Below are 26,721 nucleotides of genomic sequence, written 5' to 3'. Positions count from 1 at the left end.
TGTCGGTAGGGGATAAGGTTTGACGAGCCGAAAGGATAGGCTAGGAGCATGACCGAAGAGAAGACTTTCCGTAAGACCAAGTCGGTTGCTGCGACCGCCGATGCTCCCGCTCATAGCGACATCGATTTCGCCATGCTTGAGCCGCGTGACCAGCTGAAGTCGCTGTTGCAGGCTGAAATGGCCGACAAGCCATTCTCGGAGCTTTCCTCCGTGCTGTTCGACCATCGTGGCGCTTCGATCGTTGGGCATATCCTGTTGGACACGTTGGAAGAGGCCGGTTATTCCGTGGACGATTTCGACGCGGTGGGTGCGTTGACCGCGGCCGCGGTTCCGCTGGTGTCCGCCATGATTCAGGCGGCCGCTTCGCGTGGGGAGAATCTTAACGGTTTCGTGATGGATTTCGTGTATCCGTCCATAAAGGGGCCCTCGATTGCGGGCAAGCGCGTGGTTTTGTTGGATTCCTGGCTGTCTGAAAAGTCGTATGTGCAGACGTCCTCGTTGGTTACGTTGCGCAATGGCAACGAGTTGAGCCTTGACTTCTCCGTGGTAAAAAACGAGGGTGCTAAAGTGCTTGCCGTCGCATCGCTGATTGGTGGCGTCGATATGGCGTCGCCTTCTATCAAGGTCATCAATCCGGTTGACGGAAGCGAATCCGATCTGCCGTTTGTGGAAGTATTCAAGGAATCGGAACTTCATTAAGCGTCACAACACTGAGTATCGAAGTGTCGCAGCTTTTCGGTTGCATTGGTGGTTCGGTGACGCTAAATAGCGTGTTTCACGGAACGTTTTACGACTTTGCGTCTAGTTGGATCAATTAATGAGTTGTGAGGAGGAATCGCGTGCATCAGCCTAATCCCATCGATATTGCGGCGAAAGCATCCGGAGAGCCGGTCTTTCGTGAAGTGGGCGTAGGTCCGTGGGCTGAAGCGCATCTTGGCGAGCCCCGTCCGGATGATCCGCAATCGCCGAATTATGATCGTCGATTCGATTCGTCTCTGCTTGATGAGGGTGATCGCCGCAACGTGCTTGACCGGTATCGTTACTGGACGGTTTCGGCCATCAAAGATGATCTTGACGCTCATGGTCGCCATGATTTTGAGGTTGCCGTGGAAAACTGGACGCACGATTTCAATATCGGATCGATGGTGCGCACTGCCAACGCATTTCAGGCAAAACGCGTGCATATCGTCGGTCCGCATAAATGGAATCGCAAGGGCGCGTTGATGACGGAACTGTACCAGCACGTCGAAAATCACCCTTCCATAACCGAACTGGTCGAATGCTGGAAGCTGCGCATTGACGGAGAAATCGCGGCGGCGCAATCGCAAGCCTCCGCAATCGCATTACATATGCACGAAAATGCGAAAAGTGGGCACGGTACCGGTATGAACGATGCTGCTTCGCTGAACGAAGGCCGTGCTACTGAGTGTGCTCCAGCTGGCAATTCAATGGACACTTCAACCGCATGTGGCGCTGAAAATGGGAACAGGCTGTCCTATATGACGCAGCTGGCAGCGATCGATCAGCGCATTGCCGAGTTGAAGGCTGCGCGGGTGATTGCGCTTGACATCATTCCGGGTGCGGTGCCGATGGAAACGTATCGCTTCCCGAAGCGATGTCTTATGTTGTTTGGTGCGGAAGGTCCGGGACTGTCCGAAAAGGCACTTGAGCTGGCGGATGACGTGGTCTACATTTCCCAATTCGGTTCGGTGCGTTCCATTAACGCCGGAGCTGCCGCCGCGGTTTCCATGCACGCCTGGATCGCCCAGCACGCCGCACCCCAGTCCTGACCGGCTCCTATCGTTCCAAATCCTCCAGTCACTGGAGGAATCCTCCTGCTGGCAGACTACTCAGCGTCCCGATTTCTCCAGCGATTGGAGGAATCTTCCCGCAGAAAGCCTCACCAGAGACCCAAATCCTCCACCTACTGGAACAATCCTTCCGCTGAGTGCCTTGCTAGAGTCTAGATTTCTCCACTCTCTGGAGGAATCTTCCCGGTGGCGAGCTTTTCAGCGTCCCGACTCTTCCACCTACTGGAGGAATCTTCCCGCAGAAGATCACCCTATGAAACGCAAGGAACCCCAGCGCGCCGCAGTTTCGCAATCAGCGGTTTTGCCGGACTGCATCGTCAAAAATCGGTAGAGAATGGACGAAATCTATCGTGCGTCCGCAATCTAGCAGCGTACGAGAGGGATTCGTGACGACAATTCCGTTTGCGATTACCGCTTTTTCTCTGGGGTATGGACTGTATATGATATTGAGTTTTTCGTGCGGTCGGTATGATCCGTGACTGGGCAATGTTATGGTCAGTCCTTGCCGGTGCAAGATTCGCGGATGATCGAATCCATGGGCTGCGGCGGCTGGTGCGGCGAGGCTGTTCCGGCTGGGCTGGTGCGGCTGGAGCGTGAGGCTGGGGCGATAGGCGAAATGGGTGGGGCGCTAGTCACACAGACGCGTTAATGTTAGGGACATGCCTACTTTCACCAAAGAAGAAATCGTGCATCTGGGCGATTTGGCCCGAATTGCACTCACTGACGAGGAGATTACCCGTCTGCAGGGCGATCTGAACGTCATCGCAGAATCCATCAACAAGGTCCAGGAAGTCGCTACCGACGATGTGGAACCGACTGCAAACCCGATTCCGCTGGAAGCCTACCTGCGACCGGATGTGCCGGAAACCCCGCTGACTCAGGAAGAAGCAACTGCGGGCGCCCCGGTTTCTGAAGCCGGCATGTTTGTTGCGCCGCGCATTCTAGGGGAGGAGTGACATGAGCGAACTCGTCAAGCTTTCCGCCGCTGAGATGGCGGCCAAGATCAAGACCAAGGAAGTTTCCAGCCGCGAGCTGGTCGAAGCGCACCTCGAAGTCATCGAAGCCGCCGAACCGAGCATCAAGGCCTTCCTGAAGGTATCCGGCGAACAGGCCCTCGAACAGGCCGACGCCTTCGACGCCAAGTCCGATGAGGAAAAGGCTGCACTGCCGGAACTCGCCGGTGTGCCGATCGCCATCAAAGACATGATCGTCACCAAGGGCATCGAAACCACCGCAGCCTCCAAGATCCTCGAAGGCTGGGTGCCCCCGTACGATGCCACCGTCATCGAGAAGCTCAAGGCCGCAGGCATGCCGCTGCTGGGCAAGACCAACCTCGATGAGTTCGCGCAGGGCTCCTCCACCGAACACTCCGCCTACCAGACCACCCACAATCCGTGGGATACCGAGCGCGTCCCGGGCGGTTCCGGCGGTGGCTCTGCAGCTGCCGTGGCTGCATTCGAGGCTCCGCTCGCTTTGGGTACCGATACCGGCGGTTCCATCCGCCAGCCGGGTTCGCTGACCGGTACCGTCGGCGTCAAGCCGACCTACGGCGGCGTCTCCCGCTTTGGCGCGATCGCCATGGCTTCCTCGCTCGACCAGATCGGCCCGTGCTCGCGCACTGTGCTCGACGCGGCCCTGCTCCAGGAAGTGATCGGCGGCCACGACAAGCGTGATTCCACGTCCATTCCGGAAGGCCCGCGCCCGATGGTGGCGGCCGCTCGCGAAGGCATGAAGCGTGATCTGAAGGGCCTCAAGGTCGGTCTGATCAAGGAGCTCGGCGGCGAAGGCTTCCAGCCGGGCGTTATGGCACGTTTCAACGAAGGCGTCAAGAAGCTCGAGGAAATGGGTGCTGAGATCACCGAGGTGTCTCTGCCTCACCTGCCGTACTCCCTCGGCGCGTACTACATCATCATGCCATCCGAGGTCAGCTCCAACCTGGCCCGTTACGATGGCATGCGCTACGGTCTGCGCGTCATGCCGCCGGCGGGTGTTCCTCAGACCGCTGCCAACATGATGGCCTACACTCGTGAAGCCGGCTTCGGCGACGAGGTCAAGCGCCGTATCATCCTCGGTACGTACGCCCTGTCCGCTGGCTATTACGATGCATGGTACGGTTCTGCGCAGAAGGTGCGCACCCTGATCATCGATGACTTCAAGAAGGCTTTCGACAAGGTCGACGTGCTTGTGGGCCCGACCAGCCCGGTCACCGCATTCAAGTTCGGTGAGAAGACTGAGGATCCGATGGCTATGTATGCCATCGATATCACCACCATTCCGGCCAACCTTGCCGGCGTTCCGGCTATGAGCATTCCTGCTGGTCTGAGCGACGACGGTTTGCCGGTCGGCTTCCAGTTCCTCGCTCCGCAGCAGCGCGACGAGGCCATGTACAAGCCTGCCGCAGCTCTTGAAGCAGCTCTCGAGGAAGACTGGAACGGCCCGATCTGGCAGTCCCTGAAGACCCCGTGGCTCGACGGCTCGAACAAGTAAGAAGCATCGGAGGAAAGAAAACAAAATGGCTGAAAAGTTGATGAAGTACGCCGATGCCGTCAAGAAGTTCGACCCGGTCATCGGTCTGGAAACCCATGTTGAGCTGAGCACCACCACGAAGCTGTTCTGCCCGGCCGAAGTCTCGTTCGGTGGCGATCCGAACAGCCAGCTCACCCCGGTGAGCCTTGGTCTGCCGGGCTCTCTGCCGGTAGTCAACAAGACCGCCGTCGATTACGCGATCAAGCTGGGTCTTGCTCTGCATTGCGAAATCGCTGAATGGAGCCAGTTCGCACGTAAGAACTACTTCTACCCGGACATGCCGCGCGATTACCAGATTTCGCAGTACGACAAGCCGACCAACGGCAACGGCTATCTTGATGTGGAACTTGAAGACGGCACCGTGTTCCGCGTGCCGATCGAACGCGCCCACATCGAAGACGACGCCGGTAAGAACACCCACGTCGGTGGTGCTGACGGCCGTATCGAAGGTGCCGATCACTCCTTGGTCGACTACAACCGTGCAGGCGTGCCTCTGATCGAGATCGTGACCAAGCCGATCGAAGGCGCCGGAGACCGTGCCCCCGAAATCGCAGGCGCCTATATGCGCGCCATCCGCGACATCGTGCGTGCGCTGAACATCTCCCACGCTCGTATGGAGCAGGGCAATATGCGCGCCGATGTGAACGTGTCGCTGCGCAACAGCCCGTCCGACCCGTTCGGCACTCGTTCCGAAACCAAGAACGTGAACTCGTTCCGTGGCATTGAAAAGACCATTCAGTATGAGATTCGCCGTCAGGCGGCCATTCTGAGCGAAGGCGGCGAGATTCTGCAGGAAACCCGACACTGGGATGAGGCTTCGCAGACCACCGCCGGCGGCCGCGTGAAGTCCGACGCCGACGATTACCGTTACTTCCCGGATCCGGATCTGGTGATGCTGCACATCACCAAGGAGCACATCGAAGAGATGAAGGCCCAGATGCCGGAAATGCCGCGTGAGCGCCGCAACCGCCTGAAGGGCGAGTGGGGCTTCAACGATCTGGAGATGCGCGACGTGCTTAACGCCGACGCTCTGGACCTGCTTGAGGAAACCGTCAAGGCCGGTGCCACTGCAGCCGGCGCCAAGAAGTGGTGGCTGGGCGAGCTGAGCCGCGAAGCCAACAACAAGGGCGTGAGCCTCGAAGAGCTGCCGATCACTCCGACCGATGTGGCTGAAGTTGAGAAGTTGATCGCCGATGGCAAGCTCAACGACAAGCTGGCCAAGCAGACCGTCGCAGGTGTGCTCGCCGGCGAGGGCACTCCGGATGAGGTCGTCAAGAAGCATGGCTTCCAGGTCGTGTCTGATGACGGTGCTCTCGAAAAGGCCGTGGATGAGGCTCTCGCAGCCAATCCTGACATCGTTGAAAAGCTCAAGAGCGGTAACATGAAGCCGATGGGCGCCATCATTGGTGCCGTCATGCGCGCCACTCGCGGTCAGGCTGACGCGAAAGCCGTCACCAAGATCGTGATGAGCAAGATTAAGTAACGTTTACAACGATTACTCGCGATTGCTGAATCGCACGAAAACGCACGTTCCAAAAACTTGGGACGTGCGTTTTCTTATCTTTCCAGAAGAAAGGGAAAGAGCTAATCACCAGTTGTTTTTCTTACGATTACCGACGTGTCTTTCAATATCAAGTTATGCTGGTAGAGGAAGATTTATAACGATTGCCGCCGCGCTAATTCACAGCTGACATACAGTCGGGTACAATACCCTCGGTACAGGTGCGGCGACGGTCGTACCTGCAATGACGTAGGGGGCGGGAAAAATGCCAGAGAATCTTGAGGCTGCAACACAGGAGCAGTCGGACCGGCAGTCGCGTGAGCTGCCGAAACGTATCGTTGTGCCGCCTATCAAAGGCGAGATGGTGCATCTACGCCCGGCCGTGATCGAGGATCTCGACCGCATGGACGCCATCGAGGCGTACGTCGGCGCTTCCGGAATCACTGGTAAGGACCGAGTCGCCGAGCGTGGCGCGGTGCGTGCGTGGGTACGTCGTTCCGTGGCATGGTCCCAAGGCGAGGCTCCGTCCGAATCCGGTGTGGGGGACCCGGAATCACGTCGCACAATCGCATGGTCCATCATCACCGAAGCCGACCATGATGGCGATGGTAGGATTGATGCCGCGAATTCCGACAATGTGATCGGCATGATTTTCCTGATCGATATTGACGGTTGGGCCCGTTCCGCCCGCATTCAGGTGGTGCTTGGAAGGGATTACAGGGGCCGTGGCTATTCGCGAGACATCATGCCGCGCGTGATGACGTACGGTCTTGCTCCGGAGCCGGCAGGCCTTGGCATGCATCGCATTTGGGTCGCAGTGCCCGAACAGAACACGCGTTCCGTGTCCGTGTACCAGTCGTTGGGATTCGTGCCTTCCGGTCGCTCCCGCGACGCCCTGTGGAACGACTCGCAGAACCGTTACCAAGATCTGATCGTTATGGACACGCTGGTTGACGAGTTTGATCCGATCCGCTCGCTTGACGCGTTCGGCATGCACGTGATCGAAGACAATCCGGGCGTCAAGGAGGCTTTGAGTGCACGCGAGCATTCGATTGCCATTCGACTGAATGAGAAGAATGCCACGAAACCTGATGCGGAAGGCGTGGGCGCCGACGATGCTGCGGCGGTTGCGCAATCCGTGCGGGAAGTTCCTTCTGACGGTATGGATGATGTGGCTGCGTCCCAGCAGAAGAACGTCGAAAGCGTGGATGCTGCGCGGCAAAGCGAGCGTGACGACCGCAAGTCTGTTAATGGTGATGCCGATGTCGAAAACAGCTGGCCGTATACGGCTGGCGAGCGCAAGACGTCGAAGGAAGCTTGGTGGCGTACGCTCGGGCGTGGTCGCAAGCGTGATGTGGAAGGTAAGTGATGAGCGCCGAGGATCTCGATAATTACGAAACCGACGCAGAACTGGCTCTGTATAAGGAATATCGCGACGTTATTAAATTATTTACTTACGTTGTTGAGACGGAACGTCGTTTTTATCTGGCAAATAAAGTCGATTTCAATGTGCGTTCCGCCGGTCAGGATGTGTATTTCGACGTGCGTTTGACCGACGCGTGGGTGTGGGACGTCTATCGTTCCAGTCGTTTCGTCAAGAATGTGCGTATCGTCACTTTCAAGGACGTCAATGTCGAGGAAGTGCAGAAAACCGATATCGACATTCCTGATTCCATATAGTCGATATGGTCGTGTGTGGTCGCGTATCGTTTTGCTCGGCCTGATATTGTCTTGTTTGTTTTAGACCGTTCGGCTTGGTATTGCCTGACTTGGCTTGATTTTGTAAGCATTCGCACAAGTTGCGATGTTCGTTTCCCTACCATCGGGTAGACTATCAGGGATTTTTGTTTTCATAAGGAGACCTCAAAGTGACGCAAAAGCGATCCGTGGTGATTATCGGCGGTGGCCCTGCGGGCCTGACTGCCGCTTGGGAGCTCGTCAAGGACGGTGGCTCCGAGAACTACGATGTGACCGTGCTGGAAGCAACCCGCGAATTCGGCGGCATCTCCCGCACCGTCAAGCATGATGGCAACCGTATGGATATTGGCGGCCACCGTTTCTTCTCGAAGGACGAACGCATCATGGATTGGTGGAAGGGGGTCCTGCCGCTGCAGGGCGCGCCAAGCTATGATGACAAGAAGCTCGGTCGTGAGCACGATATGGAACCGGGCGGGCCGGATCCGGAAGTCGAAGACAAGGTGATGCTCAAGCGCCATCGTGTGTCTCGTATTTACTGGAACCGACACTTCTTTGACTACCCGATTTCCCTGAGTGCCAATACGTTGAAGGCCATGGGTCCGAAGCTTACGTTGGTTGCCGGTTTCAGCTATCTGAAGTCCATGGTGCACAAGCTGCCGGAAGACAATCTGGAGAACTTCTACATCAATCGTTTCGGCCGCAAGCTGTATTCCATGTTCTTCGAGGGGTACACCGAGAAGCTGTGGGGACGTCATCCGTCCCAGATTTCCGCCGATTGGGGTGCGCAGCGCGTCAAGGGCCTGAGCATTATGGGCGTGCTGAAGAATGCGTTCCAGAAGCTCCTGCCGAAGAAGCGCAGCAATGCCGAGGTCGAAACCTCGCTGATCGAGGAATTCTGGTATCCGAAGTATGGTCCGGGCCAGCTGTGGGAAACCGTGGAGGCTAACTGCGAGGCCGCGGGCGTGAAGGTCATTACCGACGCCAATGTGGTGGAGATCCGCCAGTCTGACGGCAAGATCGCTTCCGTGGTGTATGAGGATTCCGAAGGTAATCGCAACGAAATGGCTGCGGACGATTTCATCTCCTCCATGCCGGTCAAGGACCTCATCAACGCAGTGGACGCTTCCAGCAAGCCCGCGCCGAAGGATATGACCGAAATCGCCAACGGCCTGCCGTACCGTGATTTCGTGACCGTCGGTCTGCTCGTCAATCATCTGCGCCTGCCGAACACCACCGACATTCCTACCCTTGGTAATCCGCCGATCGTGCCTGATTGCTGGATTTACGTGCAGGATCCGGGCTATAAGGTCGGCCGCCTGCAGATCTTCAACAACTGGAGCCCGTATCTGGTCAAGGATGTTGATAACACCGTGTGGATCGGTCTTGAATACTTCTGCGAGGAGGGTGATTCCTTCTGGAACATGTCTGACGAGGAGGCGAAGAAGTTCGCCATCCAGGAGCTCACCCGCATGCAGGTCATCAACGGCCCTCAGGATGTGATCGATTCCCATCGCGAGCGCGTGAAGAAGGCATATCCGGCCTACTTCGACACGTACGACCGCATGCCTGAGCTCGTGGAATACCTCGATTCCTTCGGTAACCTGTACTGCGTCGGACGTAACGGACAGCACCGCTACAACAACATGGATCATTCCATGGCCACCGCCATCGAAGCTGTCGGCAATATCAAGAATGGCAAGACGTCCAAGAAGAACGTGTGGTCCGTCAATACCGACAAGAGCTATCACGAGGAAAAGTAGGTTTCGGTAGGATCTCTCGGTAGGATCGGCAAACCGTTGTTTTAGTGCGACGCTCGCGTTGTTTGCCGGCGAAGACCCGTCATGTGATTGCATGGCGGGTCTTTTGCATTGCGATTTGCGATTGACTTGCAATGCTTGATTGACTTGCAATGCTTGATTGGCTCGAATACGTTGGCACGCCTGCGTTGCGTTGGTCTGGATAACGTTGTATGGTTAGAAAAGTTCGAAAACCGTGGTATTTCGCGGCGGACTTTCAGTGGCGGAACATTTTTCCGTATCTCTTTTTTACAGCTGTCGTGGGCGTGTGCCTGCGGGAAGCTAGGGAAAGGCAAAACTAGTGGCAACCAGCCCGAATCTTGAAGATATGAAACTGCCTGAGCTCAAGGAGCTTGCCAAGCAGATGGGCCTTCGTGGCACCTCCACCATGCGTAAGCCGGAACTTATCGCGACGCTTCAGGCTGCTCGTTCCGGCGGCGAGGCGCCGGCCGGCGTGACCGTTCGCGCCCCGAAGTCCGCAGCGTCCGCAGCTTCGGCTGACCCGGCAGCTCAGGTCGCAACTCCATCCGCAGACGCTGAGGTCGCGGCTGGTAGGGCCGAGAATGCCGGCAAGCCTGCTGAGGTTGCCGAGGTCAAGGCCGATGATGCTGAGGATTCTGAAAAGTCGGTTTCCAAAACCTCTAGGAGGACCCGCGTCGAGCGTACTGAGCGTTCCGAGCGCTTCAGCCGCCGTAAGCAGGACGAAGCGCCGGCAAGTGAGGATGCCGTGGGCGTCATGGTCGCTGTGAACGCTTTGGACAGCCTCGACGAGGCTCCGAAGCGCCGTCGTCGCCGTGATACGGAAGCAGCCGCCGATCTGCTCGCCGAATTGGGACTGGATGATGCTTCGCCGAAGCAGGATGACCGTCGTCGCCATCGCAAGGATGATGAGGCCGATGCCGAGCCGCGTCGCCGTCGCCGTGCGGTGGAGGAGCTGAAGGATGAGGATGTCGTGCGTGATCTCGACGATATTCTCGCCACGTTGCCTTCGCAGGGCAACGAGGACGACGAGCGCCATGGCGAAACCGAGGATGGCAATTTTGCACGTCGTGTTCGTGGTCGTGCCAGCGACAGGGACGATCGTGCGGATCGTCGCGGACGCCGTCTGCGTGGACGTGACCGCGATTATGACGAGCGTGACGATCGTCGTGGCCGTAACAGCGATCGTAATGATCGTAATGATCGTAATGATCGCAATAATCGTGCCGACCGTAACGATCGCACGGATCGCAATGTCGAACATGAACAGCGCCACGAGGAGCCGAAAGAGGATCTCGTGCCAGTCGCAGGCATCGTCGACGTGCTCGATTCTTACGCTTTCGTGCGTACGTCCGGCTATCTGCCGGGGCCGAACGACGTGTACGTCTCCATGGGCCAGGTCAAGAAGTACGGCCTGCGTAAAGGCGACGCGGTGCACGGTTCCATCCGCACCCCGCGTGAGGGCGACCGTCGTAACCAGCGTCAGAAGTTCGTACCGCTGCAGTCCATCGACTCCATCAACGGTATGACCGTCGAGGCCGCGCAGAACCGTCCGCAGTTCAACAAACTCACCCCGCTGTACCCACAGGAGCGTCTGAAGCAGGAGACCGCGCCGAGCAAGCTCACCGGCCGTCTCATCGATATTGTGGCGCCGATCGGCAAGGGTCAGCGTGGTCTGATCGTGTCTCCACCGAAGGCCGGCAAGACTATCACCTTGCAGAACATCGCCAACGCGATCGCCACCAACAATCCTGAAGTCCACCTGATGGTCGTGCTCGTGGACGAACGTCCGGAAGAAGTCACTGATATGGAACGTACGGTGCAGGGCGAGGTCATCTCCTCCACCTTCGACCGTCCGGCATCCGATCACACCACGGTCGCCGAACTCGCCATCGAGCGTGCGAAGCGCCTCGTGGAGCTCGGCCAGGACGTGGTGGTGCTGCTCGACTCCATGACCCGTCTGGCCCGCGCCTACAACATCGCGGCCCCGGCTTCCGGCCGTATCCTTTCCGGCGGTGTTGACGCCCAAGCGCTGTACCCGCCGAAGAAGTTCTTCGGTGCCGCCCGCAACATCGAAAACGGCGGTTCTCTGACCATCATCTCCTCTGCTCTGGTGGAAACCGGTTCCAAGATGGATGAGGTGATTTTCGAGGAGTTCAAGGGCACCGGCAACATGGAACTGCGCCTGAGCCGCGAACTGGCGGACAAGCGCCTATTCCCGGCCATTGACGTGAACGCTTCCGGCACCCGCCGCGAGGAGCTTATCACCGATCCGCAGGAACTGCCGATTATCTACCGTCTGCGCCGACTGCTTGGCGGTCTCGAACCTGAGCAGGCCTACCAGACGCTCGTGCCACGTCTGAAGAAGACCGCGACCAACCGTGACTTCATGGCGTCGCTGATTCAGCAAAGCAGCAATAACGCGAATAACGGCAGCAATTGATCGCAATTAGTCGCGAGTGATCGCAATTTGCGGTAAGCAAGCCAAGGGTCGTATGGCAATCGTCATACGACCCTTTCGCATATCCTCAGGGCATTGCAGATGCATGGGTGATCACGTTGTGGACATGCGATACATAAATTCCGACATGCTAAAAAATACGAAAGCAAAAGTTGAAAGACGAAAATCATATTGCCTTACAAGGGGAGATATGTAAAAAATAAAAGACAAGTGATTGAAAATCGAAATTCGTAGGAAATGTTACGAAAATGCGGTTGGCGGATTGTGTGTTGGGGTGGGTATGGTAATGGACGAACTGTGAGCTGCATAGGGGAGTCGGTCCCGCCGGGCCGATGCAGAATGCTTGTTGGAAAGGGGTATGTATGACAGGCAACGGCAACGAACCCGACACCACGCACGCGAACGTGGCCCAATTCGACGATATCGACGAGACCATTCTCCGCATGTTGGAGGAGGATGGCCGCGCCACGCTGTCCCAGCTTTCGGACGCTACGGGACTGTCGATTTCCGCGGTGCAGTCGCGCGTACAGAAGTTGGAACGTCGCGATGTGATTCTCGGCTACAAGGCCGTCATCGACGATGAGAGGCGCGGGCTTGCCGTGCGCGCCTATATTGCGGTGACGCCGATCGACTATTCCAAGGAATCCGAGATTCCCGACAAGTTGCAGGATATCGACGGCATTATGTCGTGCGATTCCGTTGCCGGTTCTCCCAGCTACATGCTGACGGTGCGCACGGCCTCGCCAGGCAAGCTTGAGGATCTGCTGAATGTCATTCATCAGACGGTGCCGGTGAGCACTGAAACCACGATTGTGCTGCAACGGTACTTCTCCAAGTGACATTCGCGCGGTAGTCTTGTATGCATGAGCGATAGCGAACACGACTGGCTTCGGCCAGAAGAAGAACACGAAACCGAAACCGTCATCGATGCGAGTACCGCGCAAAGCAATCCTGAGGTCGCCGACGCCGTGGCGAAAATCGCCGCGTTGCGCCAGTCAATCGACAATGTCGATACGGCCATCGTCTCCCTGCTGGCGGAACGCTTCAAATACACGTCCCAAGTGGGCGTGCTGAAGGCGCGTGCAGGCTTTGCGCCGGCCGATCACAAGCGTGAGAACTACCAGATTGAACGTCTGCATCGCATTGCCGTCGACGCGGGTCTTGACCTTGATATCGCCGAAATGTATCGCGAATTCGTGGTGACCGAAGCCAAGCGTAGGCATAAGCGCATTGCCGAAAACGGTGGAGATCCAGGCGTGCTCGACGTATTTGCCTGACCTGTCTGTTTTCGGCGGAAAACAAGTATTTCGGGGCATGCCGGGCATTACATTGAATGCTTTGGAATGGAATTACGATTGCGATTGCGAGGTCCGGCATGCGTCACTCACTTATGATTCATCCACGGGACGTCCGTCGCCATCTTTCCGCAGCTACTGCTGTGGCGCTTGTCGCCGCGATTCCGGTCGTGGCCGTCGATGCGGCCAATGTGGCGACGTTCGTGCGGCAGAACAGGCAATATGCGGTCGAGACGACGCAAAGTGACGTGATGAGCGCATATGAATCCATCGACAAGCCTGGCCGTCTTTTCCTGACCCAAAGCGGAACTTCTACATCGCACGCATCACAGCGCGTTCCCAAAGGCACTGTGTCAATGCCGTGGAAAGTGTCCGCCACATTCACTCTTGACGGTCCCAATGTGAGCGCTTCCGAAATTTCCGGCGCTTCCGGAATGGTTGGCGTGCGCATCTCCCTGCATGCCGTTGATGCCGACAAAACGGCCGATTTGACGCCGATCGTCGCTTTCACCATCCCCAGCCGCGTCGGCAATGACGTGACCGCTGATGACGGTGTGGCCGTTTCGTCAGGCAACACTTCGACACTGGTGGCCGCAGTCGGCAAACCCGGTGAGGATCTGACATTTAACACGTATGTGACGGCGAATCGCTTCTCCATGAGCTCGCTGGCCGTCGCCGCGGTGGATGGCGATGCCGGCCAATCGCTGCCTGATCTCACCAAGCGTGCGGCGACGCTGGTGGACGGGTTGACCAACGTTGGTTCGCAGCGCAATCGCAAGCTCATTTCTCAACTGAAAAAGCTTCGGGACAACGAAAAAGCGATCGCCAAACAGACCATCTCAACGCGTTCCAAAGCGCATGAGCAGGCGTTCGACACCTATGTCGAGGCGTATGTCGGCTCGTATACCACGCATCTGTCCGGCTCGCTCGGCAATTCCACGCAGCTGCCTGCCATTCTCGGCACCGCATCCGAGTTGAACGGCGACACCCCCGTAGCAAAGTCCGTGGCGGATCTTGCCAACGTCGTCAACGACGTGAGCGCCGCCTACCGACATATTGGTGCCGCTGATGCGGTCGACGAGGTGATCCGCACCATCGAACAGCGCGGCACATCCGGGCTGGTGAGAGAGCTCGACAAACGCGCGGGTGAGGAGCAGCAGCGCGGCTCCAAGGATTACAGCGTCGGCCAGTCACAGCTGTCCTCTGCGATGATTCCGTATTCGATGGACTTCACCGACGCATACACGGCTCGACTCAAGGAACTGGGCGCCACCACCAGCACCGCGTCCGAATACGAAAACCAGGCGATTGCCGACGTGCGTGCCGGCATCAAGGGCAATGAGAAGCTCAAAACCGCATCCGACAAGGTCTCCGCCGCGATGACCGCGTTGGCGGATGCTAGCGAGCATATCGGGCAGGCCGGCGCGTTCCATCAGATTATCGTGCGGTTTGCTGACCAGCTGGATTCGGATGACGAGACATCGGATTCCAACGCTGCTGACGGCTCTTCGGTGCTTGATTCAATGCGCGCCGTTTCGGCTGGGCGTGCGTTGTGCGCGAAGGCCGAGAAGTCGCGCGCCAGGGCTCAGCGCAAGGCGGAACGGGTGCAGGCCAAGGGCGATGCCGCCGATTCCTCCAGCTTGGTTGACGACAAGAATGCCATCAGCATGGACGATGTGATGAGCTATGCGGGTGGATTGCGTCCGTCATTCGGTGCGGCCGCGGACGCCACGTCGAAGAACGTGGCGAAGGTTGGAGGAGTGGATGGCTCCACGAAGAAGGGCGATTCCGCCGCTTCGGATGGCGGTTCCCAATCCGCCGGCTCGATGCCGATTTCGGGCTACGGTTTGTCGAAAGGCGAGTTTGCGCCGAATAATGGCGATTTGATCGACGAGACGGTTGAGTTGGCTGCCGCGGCCGAGATTTTGGACGGTGCGATGCAGTCTGGACTGTCTGCTGGCTCCGCAAAGGCGACTGGCGTCGCGCAGTATTTGCTGGCTGTCCCGATACTGTAGATTGGCTGTTTCCGCTGGCGGGTGCGATTTGTGGTTGTTTTGGCGCGGCCCCCGTTCATGAATAAGAGCGATTTGGATTGGTTTTCCCGGTTTTTTCGGATACGGGGGTGCGTATTTCGGCTTGGAACGCCGCTTTGATGCCCTCTTTCGTGCGTTGACTGCGATTGTGCATCGGGAATGCGGCTTTTTCGAGTACGGGGGTACATATTCTGGCAGGGAATGTGATTTTCGCAACCCCGACCATGCATCGATTGCGATTTGGAAAAGCATAAGAATACGATAAAACCTCCTTTTGCGATACCGAAATCCGCAATGCGGGGCAATACAAAAGGAGGCTTTACCGTCAGCCGGCAGTCCTGTGAGAACCACCGGCCGATATGATTTCAGAAGATTACTTCTTAGGTTTCTTTGCCGGCGGCTCGCCCAGCTCGCTTTCAGCGATTGTCACGTCGGTTGCCTCGTCTTCGCCTTCGGCCGCTGCAGGCGAGGTGAAGGAGATCGGTCCGGTCACGCGACCAGCCTCGGCGATATCGTCCAATGCGCTTTCGATGGACTTGCGTGCCTCGTCGGAAACGCCCAGCTGCACGGAAAGGATCGGAGTCTTCATCGAAACCTTTGCCTTCGACTTGATGCCACGCAGCGCGGCCAGAGCTTCACCGGCATGGGTGAGCAGCTCCGGGGAGACGGCTGCGGCGGCCGCATCGTACGTTTCAGCCTTCGGCCATGCGGCGTGGTGCACGGAGCCTTCGCCCTCATGCATCCAGCTCCACACTTCTTCGGTGGCGTAAGGCAGGTACGGTGCCAGCAGGCGTGCGAAGGCATCCAAGCCCAGTCCCAGTGCGGTGCGGGCGGACTTCACAGCCTTCTCGCTCGGCACGCGGCCGGTGGCGTCGGCAGTGCCGTATGCGCGGTTCTTAACCAGTTCGATGTAATCGTCGCAGAACTGCCAGAAGTAGTTCTCGATGACTTCCAAAGCCTTGGAATGCTCGTAGTTGTTGAGGCTTTCGGTGGCTTCGCGTACCACGAGGGCCATCTTGGCCATGGCTGCGCGGTCCAACGGCTCGGTCACGTCGGCAGGGTTCCAGCTTGCGGTTGCCGGAGCGCCCACATGATGGTTCTCATCCTCACGGCCGATGGCCAGCGCGAACTTGGTGGCGTTGAGCAACTTGATGGCCAAACGGCGGCCGATCTTCATCTGGCCTTCGTCGTAGGTGGCATCCAGGCCCAAACGTGCCGCAGCGGCCCAATAACGCACTGCGTCGGCACCGAACTGCTTGATCGGCTTGTCTGGCACGACCACGTTGCCCTTGGACTTCGACATCTTCTTGTGGTCCGGATCGAGAATCCAGCCAGACAGGGTGGCATTGGCCCACGGCAGACACTTGTTCTCAAGATGCGCGCGATCCACGGTAGAGAACAGCCAAGTACGGATGATGTCCTGACCCTGCGGGCGCAGATCCATCGGGAACGTGGCATTGAAAATCGCCTGGTTCTCTTCACCTGGCTCTTCCCAACGGGTCACGATCTGCGGGGTGAGCGACGAGGTCGCCCACGTATCCATAATGTCAGGCTCCGCAGTGAAGCCGCCAGGCACATCGCGCTGGTCTTCGCTATAGCCTTCCGGCACATCGTCGGTCGGATCGATCGGCAGACGATCCTCGCTCGGCACGATCGGATGATCGTAATCGGTGGTGCCATCTTCATTCACCGGATACCACAGCGGGAAAGGCACACCGAAGAAGCGTTGACGGGAGATCAGCCAATCGCCATTCAGACCGTTCACCCAGTTTTCGTAACGCACGCGCATGAAATCGGGGTGGAAGTTCAGTTCGCGTCCGCGTTCGATCAGCTCGGCGTTCAGCTGCTGATCGGTGCCGCCGTTCTTGAGGTACCACTGGCGGGAAGTGACGATTTCGAGCGGCTTGTCGCCCTTCTCATAGAAGTTCGTCATACGCTTGGTCGGAGTCGGCTCACCGTCAAGATCACCGGATTCGCGCAGTGCGTCGACGATGACCTTGCGTGCGGAGAACGTCGTCTTGCCGGCGGTCTCCTGGAAGACACGCTTGCCTTCCTCGTCTTCGATCCAATCCGGGGTGTCCATGACGATGCGTCCGTTGCGCTGGATGATGGAACGCAACGGCAGGTTCAGGTCGCGCCACCATTCGACGTCGGTCACGTCGCCGAACGTACAGCACATGGCGATGCCGGCGCCCTTGTCCATTTCCGCGGCCTTGTGCGCCAAAATCGGCACCTTCACATGGAACAGCGGGGAGTAGACGTACTGGCCGAAATACTGCTTGTAACGCTCGTCGTCCGGATGTGCGATCAGTGCGCCGCAGGCCGCCAGCAGTTCCGGACGGGTGGTTTCGATGTAGATCGGAGTGCCGTCTTCGAAACGGAATGCCACCTTGTGGTAGAAGCCCGGGTATTCGCGGGATTCCAGTTCGGCCTGAGCCACTGCGGTCTGGAAGGTCACGTCCCACAGGCCCGGAGCATCTTTCTGGTACGCTTCACCGCGGGCCAGATTGCGCAGGAATGCCTTCTGCGCCACGCGCTGCGGGTGTTCGCCGATGGTGTGGTAGGTCTGCGTCCAGTCAATGGACAGGCCGAGGGAACGCCACAGCGCCTCGAACTGCTTCTCATCCTGAGCGGTGAGCTTTTCGCACAGTTCGATGAAGTTCTTACGGGAGATCGGAACCTGATCCTTGGCGTCGATCTTCTTGCCATCGGTACCTTCGAACGGCGGCACGAAATTCGGGTCGTACTTGAGGGAGGTGTCCACGCGCACGCCGTAATAGTTCTGCACACGGCGTTCGGTCGGCAGGCCGTTGTCGTCCCAGCCCATCGGATAGAACACGTCGTAGCCGTTCATGCGCTTGAATCGCGCGATCACATCGGTATGCGTGTACGAGAACACGTGGCCCACGTGCAGGTGGCCGGAAACGGTGGGCGGCGGGGTGTCAATAGAATAGACGGCCTTGCGGTCGCGGGTGCCCTGGAACTTGTAGACTTCGTTTTCGTCCCAGACTCCGCGCCACTTGTCTTCGAGACCGTCCACGCCGACCTTGTCGGGCAGCGGCGTGAGGTTCGCGTTGATGGTATTATCTTGGCTTTCAGTCATAGACGTTAGTCTAGAAAGCGAATGTGACAACTTACGGAACTGCAACCGAATGCCGAAATCGCGAAATAATCGCAGGAAAATCAGTGCAGTTTTATTCTGCTTAACGGAAGCAGCCGGTCGGTCAGATTTTTCGGATATCCCTGCAACTGGTCGCTTACCGCAATGAAATTCTTACGCGTGTACAGCCAGTCGCTTGCCGCGTTCTCGCTGACGGTGCGTGCATACGTGCGCATGCGATCCTGATAATCGTTGTCGTTGGTGGCCGCCATCGCATCCGCATATGCTTGCTGCGCATCGCCATTTTCGAAATGGAACATGCTTTGGCCGTCGGTGAATACGCTCGCATCGTTTTCGCCGCTCATGGTGGTGAGCGCAACATTGTACGTGCCGGCATTCATGCGTTCCGTGACTTGTGCCGCGGAATCAAGCACTTCCAGATTGACGCCGATATTGAGCTGTTCGATCGCCGATTTCACGGTATTGCCGATCTGCTCGTATTTCTTGGGCACTAACAGATCGATGTCGGCGATATAGGAGGCACCAAAATAGCTGCGCATCTGTTGGCCCTGTTCAAGATTATATGGGAACAGTTCGCTTAAGTCCTCATAGCCGTCTTCCAGCGGGCTGATCGGACCGCCGAGCGGCGAATAGGCGTCCGGAGCGTTTTTGGCGATGGATTGGGCGTCGATGGCGTACCGTGTCATTTTGCGGATCTGCTCGTCGGAGAATGGACTTTCGGTGCCGTTGTTGAAGGCGAGCATCACTTTGTCGAAGCTGATGCCGCTGTCGGAATTGATGCCGCTTTGCTGGTTGAGCTCGTCCGCCGCTGATGCACTCAACGGCAATGCCATGCTGATTTTCTTGGCTTCCATGGCGCTGACCAGGGAATCTTCGGAAGCGTAGTAATACAATGTTATTTGCGATGCTGCGGCTTTGGTGCCCCAATACGAGTCGTTGCGTTGCAGCACGATCTGCGATTTCGACATGCTCGCCACGGTGAACGGGCCCGATCCCACGGACTTTTTACTGTAATTCGCTTTGCTTTCCTCGTCATAGACGATGCCGGCACGCCCGCTGAGCGCGCGCAAAAGCCTTGGATTTGGCTGATTAAGCGCGATGACTACTGTGTTTTCGTCAGGATTGGTGATTTCCTTGAGATCGCCGAGCTGGTCGGCACCCACGTAATTATTGTTGATGACGTTTTGCAACGACCAGACTACGTCCGACGAGTCGAGTTTATGCCCGTTGGCGAAGGTCATGTTGGTGTTGAGCGTGAACGTGTAGGTCAGTCCGTCGTCGGAAATCTGCCATGATTTGGCGATTGACGGCTGCGGTTTGTTCGTTTCGCTGCGTGATACCAAGGTCTCGTACACGTTTTCGAGCAGCGCCTGCTCTATTGCAGTGCCCTGTTCACTGCGGATGTCAAGCGATTCCGGCGCGCTGCCCTGAATGCCGATGGCCACGGAGGAATCTGAAACGAGCGTGGTGAATGATGCGATCGGGCTTTTGCGGTTCGTCAGCGACCAGCCCAGACAGGTCATGACGCTGAGCATGATGGCGACGCCGAAAAAGACCAGCCACCGCGTGATTTCGGCTTTTAGCTTGGCTTCCCGCCCGTTTCCTTCTTCCATGGTGTCTTCCATGCTGCCGAGTCTAGTTGACATGTGCTACAGCGGGTGCTACATCTACGGGGTGATTGTTCCAGTGAGTGGGAGAACCCCCGTTGGAAGGTCCGATACGGAACTACGCTGCGAATGCGCTGGGGCAGGTGTCGTTAAGCGGGCAGTTCAGGCAGTCCGGCTTGCGAGCATGGCATACGGCACGACCGTGCAGTATCAGCCTGTGAGACAGATCCGTCCACTCCTCGGGCGGGAAGCATGCGGTGATCTCACGTTCAATGGCCTTGGGGTCAGGAGAGCCGCTCGCCCAATCCGAACGCCAGCGCAGTCGACCGGTCACACGAATCACATGAGTGTCAACAGGAAAACCCGGCACGCCAAAAGCGTTCCCAAGCACCACATTCGCGGTTTTGCGTCCCACGCCTGGCAGACTTGTCAAAGAGTCCATATTTTGCGGCACTTCGCCATCGAACCGTTCGCACAATGCGCAAGAAAGTCCGATGATATTCTTTGCTTTCGTATGATGAAATCCGATGGAATGAATGATGCTTTCCACATGTTCGGGATTGGCGCTCGCAAGTGCGTCTGGTCCCGGATATTCGTCGAATAATTCCGGCGTGACCATATTCACCCGCTTGTCGGTGGTTTGTGCGCTCAGTACGGTCGCCACCAGCAATTCAAAAGGATTCGAAAAATTTAGCGCGCACTTCGGATGCGGAATCTCCTCGCACAATACTGCGTATTCCTGATGCATGCGTGACAGTCGCGCTTGTTTCGATTCCTTGGGCACGCTACCAGTCTACCGTCGCATGAATAGTGCAACCGCACGCACGAAAGTGAAATAGCCGACAGCCAAATCGCAGACAATTGCAACAATCGCAAGTATTGCAAATCGTCTGAAAAACAAGCGGATAGTAAGAAAATCAGTCTTCGTTCGAAGCGTTACGGGCCGCGGCATCCTTAGCTGCAGCTTCGCTCTCTTCCTCTTCGGGAGGGTCGAAACGATAGCCGACATTGCGCACAGTGCCGATCACATGCTCGTATTCGCCGCCCAACTTGGCGCGAAGGCGACGGATATGCACGTCAACTGTACGGGTGCCACCGTAATAGTCGTAGCCCCACACCTCCTGCAGCAGCTGCGCGCGGGTGAACACGCGCCCCGGGTGCTGCACGAGATACTTGAGAAGCTCGAACTCCTTGTATGCCAAGTCGATCGGATGCCCGTGCAGACTTGCCGTGTAGCCGTTGGTGTCCACCACCAAGTCTCCGGAGCGGATCATGCCGTCTTCGTTCTGTACGCCCGATTCGCCGGAACCGTACACTGCGTTGATCGGCGAGTTGCCGCGTTCCGACACCAGGCGAAGGCGCCCCTCGACCTCGGCCGGAGAGGCGGATGCCACTACCACGTCGGCGATGCCCCACTGCGAATTGACCACGGTGAACCCGCCCTCGGTGAGGATAAGCACGATTGGCGTGGAAAGTCCGGAGGCGTGGATCAGGCGGCACAGCGTTTTCGCCGTGGCCAGGTCGTCTCGCGCATCAAGGAAAAGAACGGTGTTTTCCGGCATTTTCACCAGGCTCGCCGCATCCATCGGCAGAACGCGCACGCGGTGGGAAAGCAACGCCAGAGAAGGAAGCACGGTAGCTGGGTCGCTAGCGAACGTCATAAGCGTCAGATCCGTCACGTTAGCTCCCTTTGTCTCTTGTGTTGGTTTTGCGTTGTTGCCGCGATTGTACTCTTGTTGTGTGTTATCGGCGTTTCGTTAATTTTATCTGAACTATGTGGACACTTGCGGCTACATTTAATGGTATTGCATACGTAATGACCACATTATGGAAAATCATGAAAAGGGGACGAAATGACCGCCTCTGAAAAAGTTGCCGTCAAGTCGGCTCAGAAAGCCTCGTTCGGCAAGGTGCTTACCATCCAAATCGCCGCATATGTGGTGCTGGTTGTGCTTGCGCTGATTCCCGGCATTTCCTATGGGAATACGGAAGAGCCTGCGATCGTGTCGTTCACTGTTGCGGCTTCCGTGGCGATGATTGCGCTGCTTGCCGTGTTCAACCCGTTCCGCGATGGTGTTGCGGGGCATGCGATTTCCGTGGTTGCGGGATCGCTTTCCGTGATGTGCGCCACGACGGTGATGCTTGGTCGCACGATTTTCCCCGCCGATTTGGGTGGCGAAGACACATTTTGGATGCAGGAAGGTTGGATTGCCGGTGTTGGTGGTCTGTTGATCCTGCTGATTGTGGTTTCGTTCGGACGTCAGATGGCGCGTGAGAACCGTACGCATCTGATTCGTTCGCTGTCGCACAATGTTGTGGAAGGCGTTGCCATGATTGGCAGCGCGGGCTGGTGTTTCTTGTCGACGCTGCTGCCGATTCGTTCCGGTGAAAACGCGGCTTCCACCGAGTTTGCCGTGAATCCTGCGTGGATTGTCTCCGTAATCGTGTCGCTGTTGCTGATTGTTGCGCTCGATGCGTGCTCGTATTGGTGGAATCGTAATGCCGATCCCGATCCGCAATCCAAGAATCCGTGGATTGGCATCGCGCTGTTGCCGGTTATGATTTCCGGAATTGTGGTCGGCCTTGCGTCGTATGCGAACGTCATGCTTTGGTAATGCGATTCTTTCAATCGTGGGAAAGCAATCATAAGAAAATAATCGTAATGCAAAAGCTCGTAATCATGTGCGATTACGGGCTTTTACTGTAAGTTTGTATATTTATTGTATATCTGATTTGCGATTATTATGCGAGGAATCCGAGATGTTCCAGCAATACTTTCGCGCCGATCAGAATAAGCACGACGCCACCCGCGATCTGTGCGGGCTTCTGCCAGCGCGAGCCGAACGCGCGGCCGATATACAGGCCGGCTGCGGAGAACAGGCCGGTGGTGATGCCGATGATGATCACTGAAATCCAAATGTTCAACGACATGAATGCGAAACTGACGCCGACGGCGAATGCGTCGATGCTGCAGGCCACGGCGAGCGGAAGCATGTGCTTCCAATCGAAATCAGCGTTTTCCTTGGCGTTTTCCTCATCCTCTTCGAATGCTTCACACACCATGTTGCCACCGATGAGGGCGAGCAGGGCGAAAATGATCCAATGATCGACTGTGGTCACGTATTTGCTGAACGTGGAGGCGGCAAAATAGCCGAGCAGTGGGAAAAGCGCCTGAAATCCGCCGAACCAGAGGGCGGTTTTGAACGCGTCGAGGTCACGCAGTTTTTTGACGGTGAGACCTTTGCCGATGGAAACGGCGAATGCGTCCATCGATACGGAAACGGCAATAAGTAATGTTTGAATCAACATAGCTGGTATATAGGTTCATCCCGCCGGTCGTCCCACGGGATGGGCCTCGACGGAGTCTCACGTCCGCCTACGCCTAGGGGTACCGACATAGAACTGCCGCGCCAGCCAGCGGGCTTTGAATTCTGCGAATACTGTTCGCATGCCGTGAATTACGTGCTCCACTATAGCGGCTCCAGCGAATATGCGCGTATGGTATGCGCGTATGGCGTGCTGTTTGGGTGGCTTGGCGGGCAGTTTCTTCCACTCGCTGGAGGAATCCGGACACTTGGAGGGTATGGTTTTGTCCGTTTTCCTCCAATCGGTGGAGGAATCTGCCCGCTGAGAAGTTGATTTGCGGGCATTTTCTTCCAGTGACTGGGGAATCTGCCCGCTGGAAGCCGTGTTAGTGGGGTGATTGTTCCAGTGAGTGGAGGTTTTTGCCCGCTGAGGGGCTGGTTTGCGGGAGAATTCTTCCAGTGACTGGCGGAATCTGGACGTTGGAAGGTATGCAAAAGCCCGTTGACGTGTGCGAGTGCGTACGTCAACGGGCTTTCCTTGGATTGCTACCTAAAGCTATCTAGAAAGGCGTGGAAATCACTTCTCGGATTCGGCGAGGCGCTTGCGGGCGGCCACGATCTCAGCTTCAGCCTTCTCGACGCCGGTCCAATAATCGCCCGGCAGGACTTCCTTGCCCGGCTCCAGAGCCTTGTACTGCTCGAAGAAGTGCTTGATTTCAGCCTTGTGGTACTCGGAAACGTCTTCGACATCCTTGATATCGTCGAAACGCACGTCAGCCGGCACGCACAGCACCTTGTCGTCTCCGCCAGCCTCGTCGACCATGTGGTACAGGCCAACAGCGCGGCATTCCACCACGCAGCCCGGGAACACGGAGTTCGGGATCATGACGAGTGCGTCGAGCGGATCGCCATCCTCGCCCAGAGTGCCGTCGATGTAGCCATAGTCATCCGGGTAACCCATGGAAGTGAACAGGGTGCGGTCCAGGAACACGCGGCCGGTCTCGTGATCCACTTCGTACTTGTTCTTGGAGCCGCGCGGAATTTCCACCACGACGTTGAAGGTTTCTGCCATGTCATTTCTCCTTGAGATTGGGCAGTTTACATTATCAGTAACCACAATACCGCTTTCCACCGAAGTGGAACCGGTATTGTGGCATGAATCGAAACGAATTCCTAGTTGAGCTGACTGAGATTAATCAGATCGATTGAAAATCAGTCTTCGACAACGGTGAGCACGTGTGCCACGTCGGCCCATGGGGCGAGCGAAACGTAGTTGTCGTAACCCCATTCGAAGTCGCGGCCGGTCAGCTCGTCATGCACCTTGAGCGGCTTGTCGGTGGCGAAACCGAAGTCACCAAGCTCCACATGCACGATGGACTGGTGCGCGTTGTGGCCGTCAAGGTTCACGATCACAATCACCGTATCTGCCTTGCCGGTACCGGTCAGTTCGGCCGGGGTCTGGCGCAGGAATGCGATCACGCCCGCATCGTCGCTCGGCAGAATGTGCAGATTGTGGTAGCTGCGGCATGCCGGGTGAGTGTCACGAATCTTGTTGAGCGAGGTCAGCAGTTCGGCGATACCGTACTTTTCGGTGCTGTCCCAGTCGCGCACCTTGACTTCGTACTTCTCATTGTCAATCTGCTCTTCGAAGCCCGGACGCTGCTTGTTTTCGATAAGCTCGTAGCCGTTGTAAATACCCCAGCTCGGGCTGCCCATAGCGGCGAGCACCGCACGCACTGCGTGACCGGCGATGCCGTTGTCGCGCACGTAGGCGGTGAGGATATCCGGAGTGGTGGGCCAGAACGTGTTGTGCTGGTAGAAGCCGCCATCGCCGTTGGTCTCTTCGAAGTACTCTTCGAGCTCTTCCTTGGTGTTACGCCATGGGAAGTAGCAGTGCGACTGCGTGAAGCCCGCATAGCTCAGCGCGCGCATCATGCCCGGACGGGTGAACGCCTCGGCGAGGAACAGCACTTCCGGGTGCTTCTTCGTGACGGCGGCGATCACATCCTGCCAGAAACGCACCGGCTTGGTGTGAGGGTTGTCAACGCGGAAGATCGTCACACCCGCCTTGACCCACAGGTCCATAATGCGTTCGACTTCTTTTTCGATGCCTTCCATGTCGGCATTGAAATCGATCGGGTAAATATCCTGATACTTCTTCGGCGGATTCTCGGCGAATGCGATGGTGCCGTCCGGCTTGGTGCGGAACCAGTTCGGATGCGCCTTAACCCACGGGTGGTCAGGAGAGCACTGCAGAGCGAAATCAAGCGCGATTTCCAAGCCCAGCTCGTGGGCACGCTCGCAGAATGCCTTGAAATCGTCCATGGTGCCAAGCTGCGGGTCAACGGTGTCGTGGCCACCCAGTTCGGAACCGATGCCGAACGGAGAGCCCGGATCGTTCGGGCCGGCTACCAGGGAATTGTTGCGTCCCTTGCGGTTGGTTACGCCAATCGGGAAGATCGGCGGCAAATACACAATGTTGAAGCCTTCGGCTGCGGCACGTTCCAAGCCGGCGATTGATGTCTTGAGGTTGCCGGGAACGATCTTGCCGTCTTCGCCGTAGTAGGCACCTTCGGAACGCGGGAAGAACTGATACCAGGAAGCGAAGCTGGACTTCGGGCGTTCCACGCGGAAACGCTGCGGATTCGACTCGGACAGGCCGTCGCGCAGCGGGTTGGTTTCGTGCAGCTGCTCGATGTCGCTGCTCTGGGCTGCGGCGAGACGCTCTTCGGCGCTCAGCGACTTGTCTCCCATGGTCTTGGAGGCGTCGCGCAGCACCTTCTTGTCGGCTGCGGAAAGCTTGGAATCCTTCGCATCGGCCCAACGTGCGAGCAGTCGTGCACCGGATTCCAGCGCATTCTCCACGTCGTCGTTCACTTCAACCTTGATGACGGCGTCGTGCAGCCAGGATTGGTAGGTGTCTTCCCAGCCTTCAACCACGATCTGCCATTCACCCAGCTGGCGCTTGACGGCGGCATAGTCGGAATCCCACGGCTTCAGATCGCTGTGCTCGCCGATCTTGACCATGGCTTCCCAACGGTCGAGACCCGGATTGGTGCAGGTCATGGCGAAACGTCCAACTTCGCGGCCGCGTGCGCTGCGCACGGATACGGTCGCTCCGGCCTTGGTGCGGCCTTCGATGAACACTTGGGCGGTGACGTTGAATGCTTCACCGAGCTCCACGCGTGCCGGGAACAGGCCGTTCTCAACGTTCGGGGTGATGTCGAGCACGTTCACGCGGCCGAACTGTTCGGGGCTGGTGCGTTCGATGACGGGGGCTGGGGCTTCACCTACGACTTGCGATGAGGCGGCCTTCGCCTTAGTGGTGCGCTTGCGAGCGGTGGATGCCGTAGGTTTTTTGGCGGCAGTGCGCTTGTGAGGCGTCTGAGATGTTGATGACTCCGCCTTGGCGGTCGTCTTCTTGACGGTTGATTGTTTGGTTGTGGTGCGCGGTTCTGCGCTCTTATCTTCTTCTGCCATACCGCCGATTATAGAGGAGAAAAGGTGGATTTGGGTGAACTATCTTCCGACCAGCGATTTTCCACCCTTTGTGGATAACTTGTTTACCTACGATTGGTAAAACGTTTT

The 26,721-nt window shown here is 57.3% G+C and carries 20 protein-coding genes; 13 read left to right on the top strand and 7 right to left on the bottom strand.

What is annotated here, in order from left to right; all coding sequences use genetic code 11:
* Window positions 1-48 precede the first annotated feature (48 nt).
* The 12 genes from NBH13_RS05680 to NBH13_RS05625 all read left to right on the top strand — a co-directional run bounded on the left by NBH13_RS05680 (window position 49) and on the right by NBH13_RS05625 (window position 15,082).
* The gene (locus NBH13_RS05680) at window positions 49-699 is read left to right on the top strand and encodes a type I phosphoribosyltransferase (RefSeq protein WP_099571968.1); all 651 of its coding nucleotides are present in this window, start codon (window positions 49-51) and stop codon (window positions 697-699) included.
* A gap of 140 nt (window positions 700-839) precedes the next feature.
* Entirely contained in the window at window positions 840-1,790 is a 951-nt protein-coding gene (locus NBH13_RS05675) for a TrmH family RNA methyltransferase (protein WP_250779236.1), read from the top strand.
* A gap of 680 nt (window positions 1,791-2,470) precedes the next feature.
* Complete coding sequence (gatC, locus tag NBH13_RS05670) at window positions 2,471-2,767, top strand: Asp-tRNA(Asn)/Glu-tRNA(Gln) amidotransferase subunit GatC (protein ID WP_003833990.1); 297 nt, start codon at window positions 2,471-2,473, stop codon at window positions 2,765-2,767.
* Window position 2,768: 1 nt separating this feature from the next.
* Complete coding sequence (gene gatA, locus NBH13_RS05665) at window positions 2,769-4,298, top strand: Asp-tRNA(Asn)/Glu-tRNA(Gln) amidotransferase subunit GatA (RefSeq protein WP_250779235.1); 1,530 nt, start codon at window positions 2,769-2,771, stop codon at window positions 4,296-4,298.
* A 25-nt stretch (window positions 4,299-4,323) separates the two neighbouring features.
* Window positions 4,324-5,820, top strand: a complete 1,497-nt coding sequence (gene gatB, locus NBH13_RS05660) for an Asp-tRNA(Asn)/Glu-tRNA(Gln) amidotransferase subunit GatB (RefSeq protein WP_099571965.1) — start codon at window positions 4,324-4,326, stop codon at window positions 5,818-5,820.
* Between the two features lie 283 nt (window positions 5,821-6,103).
* Window positions 6,104-7,207 (top strand): GNAT family N-acetyltransferase, encoded by a 1,104-nt coding sequence (locus tag NBH13_RS05655; RefSeq protein WP_250779234.1) that lies wholly within the window; start codon window positions 6,104-6,106, stop codon window positions 7,205-7,207.
* A complete protein-coding gene (locus NBH13_RS05650) occupies window positions 7,207-7,518 on the top strand; it encodes a DUF2469 domain-containing protein (protein WP_003833998.1) in 312 nt (103 codons plus the stop codon). Before NBH13_RS05655 ends, NBH13_RS05650 begins: the two co-directional genes overlap by 1 nt.
* 188 nt (window positions 7,519-7,706) lie before the next feature.
* Window positions 7,707-9,296 carry an NAD(P)/FAD-dependent oxidoreductase gene (locus NBH13_RS05645; protein WP_099571963.1) on the top strand — a complete coding sequence of 530 codons (1,590 nt, stop codon included), beginning with the start codon at window positions 7,707-7,709 and terminating at the stop codon, window positions 9,294-9,296.
* Between the two features lie 337 nt (window positions 9,297-9,633).
* On the top strand, window positions 9,634-11,754 hold the full coding sequence (gene rho, locus NBH13_RS05640) for a transcription termination factor Rho (protein ID WP_250779233.1): 2,121 nt from the start codon (window positions 9,634-9,636) through the stop codon (window positions 11,752-11,754).
* A gap of 380 nt (window positions 11,755-12,134) precedes the next feature.
* The gene (locus NBH13_RS05635; protein ID WP_250779232.1) at window positions 12,135-12,611 is read left to right on the top strand and encodes an Lrp/AsnC family transcriptional regulator; all 477 of its coding nucleotides are present in this window, start codon (window positions 12,135-12,137) and stop codon (window positions 12,609-12,611) included.
* A gap of 24 nt (window positions 12,612-12,635) precedes the next feature.
* Complete coding sequence (locus tag NBH13_RS05630; RefSeq protein ID WP_250779231.1) at window positions 12,636-13,049, top strand: chorismate mutase; 414 nt, start codon at window positions 12,636-12,638, stop codon at window positions 13,047-13,049.
* A 113-nt stretch (window positions 13,050-13,162) separates the two neighbouring features.
* Window positions 13,163-15,082 carry a hypothetical protein gene (locus NBH13_RS05625; protein WP_250779230.1) on the top strand — a complete coding sequence of 640 codons (1,920 nt, stop codon included), beginning with the start codon at window positions 13,163-13,165 and terminating at the stop codon, window positions 15,080-15,082.
* Between the two features lie 391 nt (window positions 15,083-15,473).
* On the opposite strand, the gene valS is transcribed toward NBH13_RS05625, so the two are convergent.
* The 4 genes from valS to NBH13_RS05605 all read right to left on the bottom strand — a co-directional run bounded on the left by valS (window position 15,474) and on the right by NBH13_RS05605 (window position 21,507).
* Entirely contained in the window at window positions 15,474-18,203 is a 2,730-nt protein-coding gene (valS, locus tag NBH13_RS05620; protein ID WP_250779229.1) for a valine--tRNA ligase, read from the bottom strand.
* An 80-nt stretch (window positions 18,204-18,283) separates the two neighbouring features.
* A complete protein-coding gene (locus tag NBH13_RS05615; protein WP_250779228.1) occupies window positions 18,284-19,846 on the bottom strand; it encodes an ABC transporter substrate-binding protein in 1,563 nt (520 codons plus the stop codon).
* Window positions 19,847-19,946: 100 nt separating this feature from the next.
* Complete coding sequence (gene nth / locus NBH13_RS05610; protein WP_250779276.1) at window positions 19,947-20,576, bottom strand: endonuclease III; 630 nt, start codon at window positions 20,574-20,576, stop codon at window positions 19,947-19,949.
* Between the two features lie 169 nt (window positions 20,577-20,745).
* Window positions 20,746-21,507 carry a winged helix-turn-helix transcriptional regulator gene (locus NBH13_RS05605; RefSeq protein WP_250779227.1) on the bottom strand — a complete coding sequence of 254 codons (762 nt, stop codon included), beginning with the start codon at window positions 21,505-21,507 and terminating at the stop codon, window positions 20,746-20,748.
* 174 nt (window positions 21,508-21,681) lie between these two features.
* Between NBH13_RS05605 and NBH13_RS05600 the strand changes: the two genes are divergently transcribed.
* Window positions 21,682-22,443: a hypothetical protein gene (locus NBH13_RS05600; RefSeq protein ID WP_250779226.1), complete on the top strand. Its 762-nt coding sequence runs from the start codon at window positions 21,682-21,684 to the stop codon at window positions 22,441-22,443.
* 127 nt (window positions 22,444-22,570) lie between these two features.
* On the opposite strand, the gene NBH13_RS05595 is transcribed toward NBH13_RS05600, so the two are convergent.
* The 3 genes from NBH13_RS05595 to NBH13_RS05585 form a co-directional block, all read right to left on the bottom strand.
* The gene (locus NBH13_RS05595; RefSeq protein WP_250779225.1) at window positions 22,571-23,137 is read right to left on the bottom strand and encodes a manganese efflux pump MntP; all 567 of its coding nucleotides are present in this window, start codon (window positions 23,135-23,137) and stop codon (window positions 22,571-22,573) included.
* 573 nt (window positions 23,138-23,710) lie between these two features.
* Complete coding sequence (locus NBH13_RS05590) at window positions 23,711-24,205, bottom strand: inorganic diphosphatase (protein ID WP_099571952.1); 495 nt, start codon at window positions 24,203-24,205, stop codon at window positions 23,711-23,713.
* Window positions 24,206-24,345: 140 nt separating this feature from the next.
* Window positions 24,346-26,613 (bottom strand): maltotransferase domain-containing protein, encoded by a 2,268-nt coding sequence (locus NBH13_RS05585; RefSeq protein ID WP_250779224.1) that lies wholly within the window; start codon window positions 26,611-26,613, stop codon window positions 24,346-24,348.
* Window positions 26,614-26,721: the final 108 nt, after the last annotated feature.

Source organism: Bifidobacterium intestinale (genome assembly GCF_023656765.1).
In the GTDB taxonomy this organism is placed as follows: Bacteria; Actinomycetota; Actinomycetes; order Actinomycetales; family Bifidobacteriaceae; genus Bifidobacterium; species Bifidobacterium hominis.
This window is presented reverse-complemented; position numbering and strand designations above follow the sequence as displayed.